The organism is Verrucosispora sp. WMMA2044 (assembly GCF_027497155.1).
GTDB lineage: Bacteria > Actinomycetota > Actinomycetes > Mycobacteriales > Micromonosporaceae > Micromonospora > Micromonospora palythoicola.
Window position 1 is genome coordinate 4148306 of record NZ_CP114913.1, and the last position, 13926, is coordinate 4162231.

The following is a 13926-nucleotide window of genomic DNA, read 5'->3' on the forward strand; positions in this document are numbered from 1 at the left end:
GCCCGCAGGCGAATCCTGGAGCAGTTCCTGCTCCTCCAGGCCAGGAACTGCTCCAGGGTCTGCACGAACGTGATGTCAGCGTGGACCAAGCCGGGCTACGCATTGATCGGCTGGCTACAGCTCGACGACGGCGTCCTTAGCGAGAGTGAACAGGCCAGCGTCAAGCGTGACGGTCTTCAGTTTCGTGCCCTTCGGCACCTACCAGGGTGTCTCCCGGGACACGGCCTTAGATGCAGGCGCCGACGTTCGCGCCGTTGGCCGGGCGTAGGAAGTTCGATGACGGGATGGACCCGTCCGCGTTGCGCGGCCCGGTGATGGTGCCCTGGTTGGTGCTGGCAAGCGACCAACTACCGCCGATGTCCCAGGAGTTGCCACTGCCCCGGGAGTTGCTGCCCAGTGACACGTTTGTGCCGTTGCTGACCGCCAGGTTGCCGGTCAGGATACTGGTGGAGCGGTTGACGTTGAATCCGACGCCCGGGTGGTTCCAGGCGGTGCTGCGCTCGATGCGATGCTGGCCGGGGTTGTTGTTGTCGACGAATCCGCTTACCGCGTTACTCCAGGCCATACTGTTGCGGACGGTGTGGTCGGCGGAGACACCGTTGCCACCGAGCTTGAACCCGTTGCCGTCACCAGTGTAGTCGGGAAGACTCCACCGATTGAACCCGTTTCCCCAGGTCAAGGTGTCTTCGGTCAGGATTGGCGAGCTGAACATCCAGTAGTCCAGGCCGTCGTCGGAGTTGTTCCACAGCCGGGCACCGCGGACCACGTTGCCAGTGCCGGAGCCCTCCTTGATAGCCAGTCCGTCGGCACTCTCACCGTTCTTGCGCGGGTCCCGGTTGCCGTAGGCGTCCAGGTTCAAGATCTGGTTGTTGCTCGACGCTCCCTGGATGTGGAAGCCGGACTCGTAGTTGTCCCGGGTCACCAGTCGTTCGAAGACACCGTTGTTGACGTCCAGGCCGAAGACACCGTACGGGCCGTTGATGATCTCCAGCCCGATCAGCCGCCACCAGTCACCCTCGATGTGGACCGCGCCCCGCTCGGGGCGAGGGATGCTACCGCCGACCGGGGCGGGCGTGTGCGGCATGTTCTCCCCGTCGATGACGACCCGCTCGTTGGCGTGGTTGCGCATCGTGATGGGTTGGCTCGCCGTACCGTTCTTCAGCAGTTGGATGTTGCTGCCCGGCGCGTACGTTCCACCCCTGATGACGATCGTGTGGCCCGGCTCCGCGAGGTCGACAGCCCGTTGGATGGTGGCCAGCGGGGACCCGATCGTGCCGGGGTTGCTGTCGTTGCCGTTGGTCGCGACGTAGAGCATGGCTGGCGGTGGCGCGTTGCCCGCCTCGACGTCGAGATAGTCGACGTTGGGGAGGCCGTTGGACGAGGTGGGGCTGAGCCGGACGGTGTTGCTGCCGGCGTGCAGACCCACCGACAGTGCCTTGGTGCGCCAGGAGTCCCAGGCACCGGTGCCCTCGAACGAGACGTTCGAGGCGGTGGCACCGTTCACGATCAGGTTGGCCGGACGGGAACTGCTCGTGCCGTTGGCGAACCGGACGTGCAGCTCGACGGTCCCGGCGGTCGCGACGGACACGGTGAACTCGGCGTACGCGCCGACGGCGTTGGTGCCGTTGCAGAAACCGCTGCCGGAGTAGCCGGACCAGTTGGCATCGATGGTGCCGGTGCACCGTGCGGGACTGTTCTCGGCCTCGTAGCGGACAGGTGCGGCCATCGCCGGTGCGGCGATCGACACCGCGGCGACACAGGCCACGAGCGCGAGGCTGGTGACGAGCGGCTTGAACGTCATGACTTCTCCAGGGGTCGGTCGTGCTTCGACGGCACGGCGACCGTCAGGTGCGGTCTCTGAAGCGGCCGTGCCGGCGCTGCGTGGTGGCCACGATCGGCCGGCCCGCGCTGCCCCTGCCCAGAGGGCCCCGCGACGACTCGCAGGACCTCGCGCCACCCGGACCCGCGCGAGGAAAGCGCTTTCCAGCATACCAGGATGCTAGCAATCTCCCGCACCACCGTCAATGCATTTCATTCACCACCGACATGCGACCGAAGTGTCAATGAGTGTTCGCGACCACAAATCACGGCGATATTGAAATCACTAAGAGGCTGCAATGTTAAGGCGAGCGGTAAGATTTAGGACATTCTCGACCCGGAAAGTGGTTGCACTCTCGCTCTGCGGGTGAAGAAATACTCACCTACGGAACGAGGGCGACACCCATGGCCGCATCCGGCTGCGCCAGAATCAGTTCTATCCGGATGAACCAAAGAAGGACGTGATCATCAGCTCGCCGTTGAGCATCGAGCTGTCCGTGAACACCAACTACAGCACCAGCCAGGAAGCCGACAAGATCTTCTTTACCACCCACCACGGCAGCACAAAGCGCATCATCGCGATCCTCGACTCCGAGGGCAATTTGCAGATTGCCGGCCGCGTCATGGAAATGCAGCGGGACCTCAAATACAGGTGATCTGAACACCCGTCCGGCCGGCGATGGGACGCAATTTTCGGCCCACCGCCGGCCGGTCAACCTCACCCGAGAAAACACTCACTGAACTGCCGGAGTATCGCGGCCGACCACGCGGCCGTACTGCGCGAACGCGATCTGCTCGTAGACGTGGACGGCCCGCACGGCCCATGCCGACCACCGATTGTCGGCCTGGTCGCCCTGGTGAGTGGATCAGGGCACCGGGCGGACCTGCGTGGCGCCGCGCCAGCATCCGGTGCGACCCACGGCCGACCGCCACCCCTCACCGGAGAGCTGCACCATCGCATAGACGCAGGTACGCGTGCTGGTCAGCAGGTTGCCGTAGGCGGAGATGCCGGCGTAGTCCATGCTGAACTCCGCGGTGCGCGCCGGATCATCACCGTCGGTCACTGTCAGCCGCACCTGCGCGGGGCTGGATACCCGCACGGCCGGTTCCGGCGCCGGCACGAAACGAGGCCAGCTCGCACCGCAGGCGGGCGCGTAGCGAAGCTCGACAATGCCGATCACCCGATCGTCGAGCAGCACCGCATTGCTGTCCAACGTGGTCACTGAGGGATCGGCCGCACAGCCGGCGTCCTTCGGATCGGCGCCGTCCCGGGCCGTCGCGCTGGTGTACCCCGTCGCCGAGTCGGATGCGACTGCGGAAGGATTCACGGGCGCGCCGGGCGGCGGGCGGAAGGCCCCGGCGAGCCAGGGTACGGTGACGAAGGCGGCAAGCACGACTACGGCGAGTCCGACGGCAGAGCCGGTCTGCTTTGCTGTCCGGGGGGCAAGAGCGTCCCGGGGCTGATCGGTCCTGACGGGTTGAGCGGGTCTGGCCGCCGGACCGGCGACCGCGTCACCAGTCCCGTCTGCGCCGGCCGCAGCACCCACGCGCCGCTCGGCACTGGGCTTGCGCTCGGCGAGAGGCGCATCGGGAGCTGCATCGCCTACGCCGTGGATGGCGGCCCGCAGTGCGTGCCACCGTTCGGCCCATTCCCGCTCGTCGCCGCCGAGCGCGCGGACGTAGGCGAGCGTGGTGTCCAGGGTGGGCATCCGTCGGCCGCCGGCCGCTTCCGACAACGAACTCGACGACCGGTGTGCCCTTCGAGCCAGGGCATGATAGGTGGGACGCCCGGCCGCTTCCCTGAGCAGGCGCAACTCGGCGGCGAACGCCTGGAGGGGATCGGCGGTGGGGTCTACGGGACGTTCCGCCCGAGCCATGAGCCCTCCCAGGGGTTGATTAACCGTCGCCGTTTTTGATTGTCCGTCGCGACACAGCGTAGAGATCAGTGTCGACGGACGGTAGAGATGAGGAGCCGAGTCCCGGGCTGACACAGCCCATCAGAGGTCAGGAGAGACAATGATCCGGAACGCCCGCCGGTTGGTCGCCGCTGCCGCAGGCGCCCTCATCGCCGCCAGCCTCCTGGTCGCGACGCCCGCCAGCGCCGCCACCTGTAGCGGTCACGGCTGCGACGGCCTCGATCCGATCGACACCGGCTGCTCCGCGAACGCCCGTAACGCCACGAACTACCCGAAGTACATCATGCAGGGCTCGACCACCCTCGCCGTGGTGGAGCTGCGCTGGAGCGAGACCTGCAAGACCAACTGGGGTCGGATCTCCAACCGGGTCAGCCCGCACAACACCGTTCAGGTGCACGTCTACCGGTCCAGCCCGTCCGCCACCACCGACTGGTACGGCGGCACCGGCCAGCAGTACTACGGGGACCAGCTCTACGGGCACAACATGACGGTCTGCGCGGTCGGCAAGGTGACCACCTCCTCCGGCACGACGTACACCAGCGACCCGCTCTGCGCCTGACGGTCTCCCCGGGCCGGTCCTGCGGTGCGAGCAGGACCGGCGGATAGGGCTACCGGGCCGGCGCGTCATGGGACCACGCGCCGGCCCGGTAACCATCCACTACGGCGGCGGTGAGGTCGGGAAGCGGCCCCGCCGCCACCCGAGGCGTCATGCGGGTGCCCGTACCGGCAGGTCGTTGACGCAGCGCAGCACCGGGCGGGTGGTGAGGGCGGTGGGGTCGAGGGGTGCCGCCGACCGCACCGTGAAGGTCGCCGCCTCGCCGGGGAGCAGGGTCACAAGCGCCGTGTCGACCTCAGCGGACGGGTCGAGGCGATCCGGAAACAGGGTCACGTCGCGCAGGATGGTGCGGGCGGTGACGCGTACCTGTTGGCCGCCCTCGGTCGGCTGCACCGTCGCGTCGAAGGCCGCCGTCGGCCATCGCACGTCGCGGTCCTCGGCAAAGAACCACCAGGCCCGTTCGGCCGGGTCGTCGGTCTCGGCGACCAGCAGTTCGTCCCGGGCGTCGTCGGGCCGGGCCAGCTCCGCCGCCAGTGCCAGGGTCACCGTCTCGTACGCGGGCACTTCCAGCTCCAGAATGGACTTCGCTTTCGGTTCCCCGGCCAGGGTGAGCCGGGTGACCGTGGCCGACGCCCGCCACGGCAGCCCGTCGTCGTTGACCGCGACCAGGGCCAGCCCACCGTCGCGGGGCTGCACGGTGAGCAGCCGGTCGGCGTAGGAGCGGCGCAGCGCATACCAGAGTGGTTTGCGGCGGCCGTCGCCGTCGATGGCGGCCCACGAGGTGACCGGCCAGCAGTCGTTGAGCTGCCAGACGATGGTGCCCATGCACCGGCCCCGGTGGGAGCGGAAGTGTTCCACCCCGAGGGCGATGGCCCGGGCCTGGTTGAGCTGGGTCAGCCAGTGCCAGTCGTCGAAGTCGCGCGGCTCGGGCAGGTGCGCGTCCAGCCCTCGGCGCAGCTTACGGTCCCCGTCGGCGGCCTTCTGATGGTGCGCCATGCCGGGCGAGTCGTGGGCGAGGGGCTCGTCGGAGAGGGCCCGGCGCAGCGTCGCGTACGCGGGAGGCCCCTGGTAGCCGAACTCGGCCACGAACCGGGGCAGGTACTCCCGGTACTTGACGTAGTCGTCGGTGTTCCAAACGTCCCAGATGTGCGTGGTGCCGTACGCCGGATCGTTGGGGTGGATCTCCTCGCTGCCCGACCAGGGGCTGCCCGGCCAGTACGGGCGGGTCGGGTCCAGCGCGGCGACGATGCGCGGCAGCAGGTCGAGGTAGTAGCCACGCCCCCAGCTGCGCCCGGCCAACGGTGCCTGCCAGTCCCAGTCGTGCCAGCCCCAGATGTTCTCGTTGTTGCCGGTCCACAGCACCAGCGAGGGGTGCGGCGCGAGGCGGATCACCTGTTCGGTGGCCTCGGCGGCCACCTCGGTGGCGAACGGCTCCTCCTCCGGGTACGCGGCGCAGGCGAAGAGGAAGTCCTGCTGGACCAGCAGTCCGCGCTCGTCGGCCAGGTCGTAGAAGTCCGTCGACTCGTACCGGCCGCCGCCCCAGACACGCAGCAGGTTGACGTTTGCCGCCTCGGCCTGGTCGAAGCGGTGGGCCAGGCGCGGGCGGGTAACCCGGGTGGGAAAGACGTCGTCGGGGATCCAGTTGACGCCCCGGACGAAGACCGGCACCTCGTTGACGTACAGCGTGAACGGGGCACCGTGCTCGTCGGGGGTGGTGTCCAGGCGTACCGACCGGAAGCCGATCCTGCGGTGCCACTCGTCGAGCGGGCCGCCGTCGGCATCGTGCAGGGTGACCGTCAGCTCGTGGCGGTGCGGTGCGCCGTAGCCCCGGGGCCACCAGAGTTCCGGTCGGTGGACGGTGAGGGCCACCACCGTGGAGCGTTGCCCGGGCGGGACTGTCACCTCGGCGCGCTGGCCCGCCACCTGCGCCCGAACGGTGAGCGGCCGGTCGACGGCCCGTTCCACGTCGACGTGCACCTCCACCCGGCCGGTGTCGCCATCCACCGTGACGAGTGGGCGTACCACCGCCAGGCGGGCGGCCGACCAGCCGTGCAGGGCGATCTCCTGCCAGATGCCGGCGGTGACGAGCGTCGGTCCCCAGTCCCAACCGAAGTTGCAGGCCATCTTGCGGATGAACTGGAAGGGCTCTGGGTAGGCGTTGGGCCGGTCGCCGAGCCGGTCGCGCTGCGCCTCCGCGTACCGGTAGGCGGAGTCGAAGCGTACGACCAGGTGGTTGCCCTCGGCGCGGAACAGCGACCCGACGCCGAAGCGGTGACCTCGGTGCATGTTCTCGGTACGGCCGACCTCGACGCCGTTGAGTGTGATCGTGGCGACCGTGTCCAGGCCGGCGCAGACCAGGTCGAGGCGGGAGTGGTCGCCGGGCGGCCGGTCGAAGGTGGTCTCGTACACCCAGTCGGTGCGCCCGATCCAGGCCAGCGCGGTCTCGTTGTCGTCGAGGTACGGATCGGGGATCAGCCCGGCCGCCAGCAGGTCGGTGTGCACACAGCCCGGCAGGGTGGCCGGCACCGTCGCTCCGTCGACCTCGGGCGGCACCTGCTGGCCGGGCACCGCCCGCATGGTCCACCCGTCGTGCAGCGCCAGCCGGATCGGACCGGTCCCCCGCGCCTCGCTCAAGATTTCACCGCGCCTTCCATGATTCCCCGGACGATCTGCCGACCGCCGATGACAAGCATGATCAACAGTGGGATGGTGGCCACGAACGCGCCGGCAAGCACCCGCCGGTAGATGACGTAGTTGCCGCTGGCCAGGTCGGAGATGGCCACCATCGAGGTGGGATAGTCGGTGCCGTTCAGGGTGATCAGGGGCCACTGGAAGTCGTTCCAGGTGGCCACGAAGGTCAGCAGGCCGAGCACCGCCAGCGCCGGCCGCACCGCCGGCAACACGATGTTCCAGTAGACCCGCATGGTGGTGGCCCCGTCCACCCTGGCCGACTCGACAAGTTCGTCAGGCACCGTGTTGACGATGAACTGCCGCATGTAGAACACCCCGAAGGCGGTGACCAGACCGGGCACGATCACCGCCAGCAGGGTGCCGTTCCAGCCCAGCTTGCCCATCACGATGTAGAGCGCGACCACGCCGAGCTGGTTGGGCACGGTCAGGGTGAGGATCACGAACAGCATCAGCGGCCTGCTGCCCCGGAACCGCAGCTTAGCGAAGGCGAAACCGGCCAACGAGCAGAAGAACAGCACCGACGCGGTGACCGCCGTCGACACGATCACGCTGTTCACCAGGGAGGCCGCGAAGTAGACGTCCTGGAGTGAGAACACCTCGTCCAGGTTGACCAGGAACTGGTCGCCCGGCACCACCACCGGTGGCAGCTGGGAGGTCGCCTCGTCGGTGCTGGTGGAGATGACGAACATCCAGTACAGCGGGAACGCCGCGAACAGCGTGCTCAGTGCCAGGAACAGGTAGGTCCAGAGGCCGGCCGGGGTGTCCTGCGGTGCCCGGCCGAGCAGCACGGCCCGCCTGCGTCCGCCGCGCGGTGCCGACGGTGCCGGCCGGGGTCGCTCCAGAAGGCTCATCGCGCCACCTCGCTTCGCTCGCTCATTTGCGTCCCCCCGAGATGCGGTTGGTCAACAGGGTGTTCAGGGCGGCGACCACGAGGATGATGAGGAACAGCGCCCAGGACATCGCGGCGGCGTAGCCGAGGTTGAGGTCCTTCCAACCGACCTTGTAGATCAGCTGCGCGACGGTCTGCCACTCGCCGCCGGCTCCGCCGGTGGCGGCCTGCGCGTTGAGGTCGAACAACATCGGCTCGGTGAACAGTTGCAGCCCGCCGATCGTGGACAGCACCACCGTGAAGATGACCACCGGCCGGATCATCGGCACGGTGATCCGCCAGAGCTGACGCCACGGACCGGCGCCGTCGAGCGCCGACGCCTCGTACACGTCACGCGGGATGGACTGCATCGCGGCCAGGTAGAGCAGGGCGTTGTAGCCGATCCACTTCCAGTTGACCATGGTGGCGATGGCGATCCAGGAGTGCATCTTGTCGGCCCGCCAGTCGATCGGGTTCTCGGTGCCGATGCCGATCAGGCCCAGGGCCCAGTTCGCCATGCCGAGGTCGCGGGCGAAGAAGACGTTGAAGACCAGCGTCGAGGCGGTGATCGGGGTGATGTAGGGCAGCAGCGCACCGACCCGCCACCAGGTCTGGGCCCGCAGCCGACGGTTGAGCAGCGACGCGATGATCAGGGCGAGCAGCAGTTGCGGGACCGTGGAGAGCAGGAAGATGCCGAAGGTGTTGTAGAGGGCGTTGCCGAAGTCGCCGTCGGTGAACAGCCGACTGAAGTTCGCGAAGCCGGCCCAGCCGGTCAGCTCCGGGTCGTCGAGGCGCCAGTGGCGCAGCGCCACCACGCCGTTGAAGACCATCGGGAAGAGCCCGAAGACGAGGAAGAGCAGAAAGAACGGCGCGATCATCAGGTACGGCACGTACCGCATGTCGAAACGGTGCAGCCGGTCGCGCCAGGTCATCGACCGGCCGGGAGTGGGCCGGGGGCGGCGGGTGGCCGGCGCGGGGGTCGCGCGGGTGGTGGACATTACCTGCTGGCCTTCTCGGCTTCCTTGAGCGCCTCGGCCCAGGCGGCGTCCGGCGCGAGGGTTCCGTTCTGCACCCGGTTGATGACGTTCTCCACGGCGACCCGGGTGGGGCCGTTCTTCCTGCCCAGGTACTGCGGTGTCAGGCCCTCGGCCATCCTGGGAAAGATCTGGCCGACCGGCGCGGAGTTGAAGAACTCGTTCTTGAAGTCGGCGATCGCCGGGTCGGTGTAGAGCGCCGGCTGCGAGGGCAGGTTGCCGACCGTCTTGAAGACCTCGATCTGCTGCTCCGGCTGGATCAGCCACTCCAGGAACTTGTACGCCTCGTCGATGTTCCTGCCTTGCTTGGGGATGGTGAGGAACGAACCACCCCAGTTGCCGCCGCCTCCGGGCACCGCGGCGATGTCCCACTTGCCCCTGGTGCCGGGAGCGGTGTTCTGGATGTGCCCGAGCATCCATGCCGGGCAGGCCAGCACCGCGAACGAGCCGCTGGTGAAGCCCTTGTCCCAGTCGGCCTGGAAGCTGGTGAGGTTGGCCGACAGCCCGGCGTCGGCGGCCCGCACCGCGTAGTCGAAGGCGACCTTCGGCCCACCCTCCATCCGCAGTTGCTCGTTCTCGTCGTAGAAGCCGACCTGCTGCTGACCGAGGATCGGGTTGAACAGGTTCGTCGCGTTGTCGACGAACTTCTTCCTGGTCGTGGCGGTGTACTGCTGGCCGACCTCCAGGAACCTGTCCCAGGTGGGCCAGAGCGCGGAGACCTGTTCCCGCTCGGTGGGCAGGCCGGCGGCGGCGAACAGGTCGGTGCGATAGCACATGGCCAGCCCGCCGACGTCGGTGCCGAGGCCGATCTGGGTGGCACCGTCCGCGGACAGGGACTGCTTCCACTTCCACGGCAGGTAGTTCGCCTCGTACTTGCCGGCGCCGGAGTCGAGCAGGTTGACGAACTTGTCGGCCTGGCTGCGGAACTGGACCATGAAGCCCTCGTCGATCGCCGCGATGTCGGGCGCACCCGAGCCCGCGATCAGCTTCTTCTGCAGGTCCTCGTGCTGGGCGTTGTACTCACCCGAGTTGAGGGCGATCGTGACGTTCTGGTTCTCCGCCTCGTACTTCGCCTTCAGGTCCTGGAGCCCGAAGTCGCCCCAGAAGTTGATCGTCAGCGTCACCGCGCCACCGCTGTCGCCGCCGCTCTGGGTGCTGCGCCCGCTGCACGCGACAACCAGGGAGCCGACCGTCAGACCTACGGCTGCGACCCGCAGCCACCGCGGCGTAGACCATCTCATGATCCATCCTCCGACACCCGTTGGAAACGCTCCAGAGATCGAGGAACGTTGACTGAACCGGATAAGTGAGGTCACCGTACGAGGGTGTCGTCAGCGTGTCAACGACGGGTTAACATTGAGCGCCGCCGTTAACCTCCAGCCTGTCCTTTCATGTGGGATCGCCTGGTATATCAGGGATCATCGGCGGTAGAGCGTGGGAGTCCAAGCACCCGAAGGAACGACCGACAGCGAGCCGACCCGTCGACTGAACCGCACAAGTTCGCATGCTGGCCGGTGGCGCACCGCCCCGTACCGTCCGACGGTCGGGCGGACGGGTAGCGTGTGCCACAGCCGCCCGCGCCATCGACGCGGCCGGCAGGACGAACTGGTTCAGGAGGGCGTACGCCGGTGAAGCGGCCCACGATCGCGGACGTCGCCCGGCGGGCGGGGGTCTCCAAGGGTGCGGTCTCGTACGCGCTGAACGGCCAGCCGGGCGTCTCCGAGGCGACCCGGCAACGCATCCTCGCCATCGCCGCCGAGATCGGGTTCAGCCCGAGCAGCGCCGCCCGCGCCCTGTCCGGCGCGACCGCCCGGGCCATCGGCCTGATCCTCGCCCGCCCGGCGCGAACCCTCGGCATCGAGCCGTTCTTCATGGAGCTGATCAGCGGCGTCGAGGCGGAGCTGTCCGCCCGGTCGTACGCGCTGACTCTCCAGGTGGTCGCCGACCAGAGCGCCGAGATCGCGGTGTACCGGCGCTGGTGGGGCGAGCGGCGGGTCGACGGCGTGCTGATCTGCGATCTGCGGACCGACGACGGGCGGGTGCCGGTGCTGGAGGAGCTGGGTCTGCCGGCCGTGGTGATCGGCGGCCCGACCGGCACCGGCGGGCTGCCGAGTGTCTGGTCGGACGACGCGGCGGCACTCGTGGAGACGGTGGAGTACCTCTACGCCCTCGGTCACCGCAGGATCGCCCGGGTCGGCGGCCTGCCCGAGCTGCAGCACACCGCGATCCGTACCCAGGCGTTCACCGAGGTGTGCCGGCGGCTCGGTCTCGCCGAGGCAATCACCGCCTCCTCCGACTACACCGGCGAGGAGGGTGCCCGAGCCACCCGGCGGCTGCTCAGTTCCCGGGTCCGCCCGACCGCGATGATCTACGACAACGACGTGATGGCGATTGCCGGGCTGTCGGTGGCCCAGGAGATGGGGCTCGCGGTCCCCGCCGATCTGTCCATCGTGGCCTGGGACGACTCCCCGCTGTGTCGGCTGGTGCATCCACCGCTCACCGCGTTGAGTCGGGACATCCCGGCCTACGGGGCACACGCGGCGCGCCAGTTGCTGCAGCTGATCGAGGGAGCCCCGACGGGCGGGCTGGAGGACGAGGCCCCGCATCTGACGCCACGCGGCAGCACCGGCCCCGCCCCCGGCAACAGGTGAAGCGGCTGAGCGGCCGCACCGGTCAACGCGACGTCGAGGGAAACTCCTCGAAGTACGCCTCGACCCGCTCGGCGGTCGCCGGCCGGGCCAGCTCGAAGCCCTGGCCGTAGCGGCAGCCGGCCCGGTGCGCCCCCTCGACCTGGTGGGCCGACTCCAGTTCCTCGGCCACCACCTCAAGACCCAGCCGCTCGGCCACCGTGACCACCACGTCCAGCAGAGGTCGGTGCGGGTCAGCACCGGCCGTGGCCACCTCCGGCCCGACCTTGAGCAGGTCGATCGGTAGTCGCCGGAGTTGGGCGAGGGAGGCGTGCTCGGCCCGGAAGTCGTCGAGCGCGGTGCGGATGCCCATCGAGCGCAGCCCGGCGAGCCGGGCCACCACCGTCGGCAACTCGGCGGCGACCTTCGGCTCGGCGACCTCGACCACCAGTTGGTCCGGTCCCACCCCGTATGCCTCCAGCACCGCCGCCGTCCGGGGCACGAAGTCCGGTGAGGTGAGTTCCCGGGTGGTCACGTTCACCGCCATCCACATCCGCCGGCCACCCACCGTCCAGTCGGCCAACTGTCGACAGGCCCGGTCCAGCACCCAGGTGCCCAGCTCGCCCACGATGTCGAGATCCTCGGCCACCGGTAGCAGTTCCGTCGGGAAAACGGTGCCCAGCACCGGGTTGCGCCACCGCAACAGCGCCTCGGTGCCGACCGGAGCCCGGTCGGCCAGGCTGAGCACCGGCTGGTAGACCAGATCCAACTCGCCCCGGGCGACCGCGCCGGGCAGCTCCCGCTCCAGGTCGAGCCGGCGGACCAGCTGCTCCTCCAGGTAGGCGTCGTACCACTCGACCCGGTCCCGGCCGAGTTGCGCCGCGCGCCGACGGGCCAGGTCCGCCTGGCGGAACAGGTCCTCCGGCTGCCCGCTGCCCAACTCGGTCAGCCCGATGCTGGGTCGCGACCGCAGCACCGCCCCGGCAACCTCGTAGGGTCGACTCAGCGCGGTGAGCAGCCGGGTGCCGAGCGCGTACGCGAGCACCGCTCCGGACCCGCTGACCACCGCGAGTCCCGTACCGGTCAGGTCGAACACCTCGCCGTCGTCGGCGGCCACGGCTCGGGCCCGGCGAACGGCCTCGGCGGCGACGTCGTCGCGCACCAGCCGGCCGGGCAGTTCGGTGAGGTGCAGGTCGACCACGAGCAGGGCGCCGCAGGCCGGTTCGGGGCGGGCCGCCAGCGCCCGCAGCAGGCCGGCGCGACCTGCGGAGCCACCCGGGTCGGCGGGTGCCGGTGCCTTCGCGGACATCGGGTCCGGGGCGGCGGCCGACTCGTCGCTCGACGTCGCGGCCGCGGTATCGACCAGTTGGCGCACCACAAGTGGCGGGACCACAGCGAGCGCGAGCAGCACCGCCGTGCGGTCGGGCAGCAGACCGGCCTGCAACTGGTGGACGGCGGCGAGCGCCACCGCGACCGGTGGGAGCACCGCCCGTGGCCAGGCCAGTGCGGTCCGCCGGGCGGGTGCGGGCTGCGCCACCTGCCGGACCCCGGCCGCGACCAGCAGCACGCCGACCACGAGGGGCGGCACGGCCAGCAGCGCCACCCGCCCGCCGGCAGGACCGGCCGGCAACCCGGCCAGCAGCACCAGGGCGAACAGGGTCAGCGCGGAGCCGCCACGACACCGGGCGGTACCGCCGTCGCGGCCGGCCCCGGTCAGCACGGCCAACGCGTCGACGGCGAGTAGGCCCAGGGCCACCGCGACCGCCAGGCGCACCGGCGCGGGCACACCGGCGTACGGCAGCAGCAGCCAGGCGGTGAGGACCAGGCAGACACCGGGTGCGGCCTGGTCGAGCAGCCGGTGCAGCCGACCCCGCACCGACCGACGCGACCGGTGCAGGCTGAACAGACCACCGCCGAGCAGCGCGCCGGTGCCGGCGAGCCCGGCCGCGGCGGCCGCCGGGCGGTATCCGGCGGAGGCCAGCGGTAGCACCGCCGCGGTCAGGCCGGCGGTCACCACCGCAGCATGCAGCAGGGCGGCGGCCCGTCGTGGACGCGCCGCCCGGCGGCGGGCCAGCCGGCCGGCCGGCGGTCCGGCCGCCGGATCGGGGCCGAGGGTCAGCCGGGACAGCCGAACCCCCGCCAACGTGGACGCGGCCGCACCGGCCAGCGCCACCACGGCGAGGGGAGGCACCGGACCGGCCGCACCGAGGACGATCAGCACGGCGGCGACCGCGAGCACACAGGTCTCCGGCAGGAGCGGCCGGGCGCTGGCACAGGACGGAGCGCTACGGAACACAGACGCGACGGGCACGGCGGTCGCCTTCGTGAGGGGGCACGGGGGCGGTACGCGGACGACGGACATGGTCCACCGCCCACCCCCGGTGAACGAGTCGTTCGGCGAGAAGTGACGGCCTGT

Annotated in this window: 9 protein-coding genes and 1 pseudogene; 3 read left to right on the forward strand and 7 right to left on the reverse strand. The window is 69.7% G+C overall.

The window, feature by feature from the left end:
* Nucleotides 1–226: 226 nt before the first annotated feature.
* Nucleotides 227–1801, reverse strand: a complete 1575-nt coding sequence (locus O3597_RS18875; RefSeq protein ID WP_208020797.1) for a CBM35 domain-containing protein — start codon at nucleotides 1799–1801, stop codon at nucleotides 227–229.
* A gap of 418 nt (nucleotides 1802–2219) precedes the next feature.
* Between O3597_RS18875 and O3597_RS18880 the strand changes: the two are divergent.
* Nucleotides 2220–2474, forward strand: a pseudogene (locus tag O3597_RS18880) (DUF6342 family protein); the annotation flags it as partial.
* A 210-nt stretch (nucleotides 2475–2684) separates the two neighbouring features.
* Here O3597_RS18880 and O3597_RS18885 read toward each other — a convergent pair.
* Nucleotides 2685–3695, reverse strand: a complete 1011-nt coding sequence (locus O3597_RS18885) for an XRE family transcriptional regulator (protein ID WP_281601911.1) — start codon at nucleotides 3693–3695, stop codon at nucleotides 2685–2687.
* Nucleotides 3696–3834: 139 nt separating this feature from the next.
* Between O3597_RS18885 and O3597_RS18890 the strand changes: the two genes are divergently transcribed.
* Complete coding sequence (locus tag O3597_RS18890; protein WP_210938809.1) at nucleotides 3835–4293, forward strand: DUF2690 domain-containing protein; 459 nt, start codon at nucleotides 3835–3837, stop codon at nucleotides 4291–4293.
* Nucleotides 4294–4440: 147 nt separating this feature from the next.
* Here the strand turns inward: O3597_RS18890 and O3597_RS18895 are convergent, their stop codons facing one another.
* Genes O3597_RS18895 through O3597_RS18910 form a run of 4 tightly spaced genes read right to left on the reverse strand, consistent with a single transcriptional unit; the run spans nucleotide 4441 to nucleotide 10124 of the window.
* Complete coding sequence (locus O3597_RS18895; protein WP_281604587.1) at nucleotides 4441–6867, reverse strand: glycoside hydrolase family 2 protein; 2427 nt, start codon at nucleotides 6865–6867, stop codon at nucleotides 4441–4443.
* 53 nt (nucleotides 6868–6920) lie between these two features.
* Complete coding sequence (locus O3597_RS18900) at nucleotides 6921–7832, reverse strand: carbohydrate ABC transporter permease (protein WP_281601912.1); 912 nt, start codon at nucleotides 7830–7832, stop codon at nucleotides 6921–6923.
* 22 nt (nucleotides 7833–7854) lie between these two features.
* The gene (locus tag O3597_RS18905) at nucleotides 7855–8847 is read right to left on the reverse strand and encodes a sugar ABC transporter permease (protein ID WP_281601913.1); all 993 of its coding nucleotides are present in this window, start codon (nucleotides 8845–8847) and stop codon (nucleotides 7855–7857) included.
* Nucleotides 8847–10124, reverse strand: coding sequence for an ABC transporter substrate-binding protein (locus O3597_RS18910; protein ID WP_281601914.1), 1278 nt, complete (start codon nucleotides 10122–10124; stop codon nucleotides 8847–8849). Before O3597_RS18910 ends, O3597_RS18905 begins: the two co-directional genes overlap by 1 nt.
* Before the next feature lie 387 nt (nucleotides 10125–10511).
* Here O3597_RS18910 and O3597_RS18915 point away from each other — a divergent pair, with 387 nt between their 5' ends.
* Nucleotides 10512–11534: a LacI family DNA-binding transcriptional regulator gene (locus tag O3597_RS18915; RefSeq protein ID WP_164445779.1), complete on the forward strand. Its 1023-nt coding sequence runs from the start codon at nucleotides 10512–10514 to the stop codon at nucleotides 11532–11534.
* Between the two features lie 22 nt (nucleotides 11535–11556).
* On the opposite strand, the gene O3597_RS18920 is transcribed toward O3597_RS18915, so the two are convergent.
* Nucleotides 11557–13821: an EAL domain-containing protein gene (locus O3597_RS18920; protein WP_281601915.1), complete on the reverse strand. Its 2265-nt coding sequence runs from the start codon at nucleotides 13819–13821 to the stop codon at nucleotides 11557–11559.
* Nucleotides 13822–13926 lie beyond the last annotated feature (105 nt).

Bases quoted from the DNA above. Each gene is read 5' to 3' on its own strand.
- O3597_RS18875 (WP_208020797.1), bottom strand. From the start codon at position 1,801: ATGACGTTCAAGCCGCTCGTCACCAGCCTCGCGCTCGTGGCCTGTGTC.
- O3597_RS18885 (WP_281601911.1), bottom strand. From the start codon at position 3,695: ATGGCTCGGGCGGAACGTCCCGTAGACCCCACCGCCGATCCCCTCCAG.
- O3597_RS18900 (WP_281601912.1), bottom strand. From the start codon at position 7,832: ATGAGCCTTCTGGAGCGACCCCGGCCGGCACCGTCGGCACCGCGCGGC.
- O3597_RS18895 (WP_281604587.1), bottom strand. From the start codon at position 6,867: ATGCGGGCGGTGCCCGGCCAGCAGGTGCCGCCCGAGGTCGACGGAGCG.
- O3597_RS18910 (WP_281601914.1), bottom strand. From the start codon at position 10,124: ATGAGATGGTCTACGCCGCGGTGGCTGCGGGTCGCAGCCGTAGGTCTG.
- O3597_RS18890 (WP_210938809.1), top strand. From the start codon at position 3,835: ATGATCCGGAACGCCCGCCGGTTGGTCGCCGCTGCCGCAGGCGCCCTC.
- O3597_RS18905 (WP_281601913.1), bottom strand. From the start codon at position 8,847: ATGTCCACCACCCGCGCGACCCCCGCGCCGGCCACCCGCCGCCCCCGG.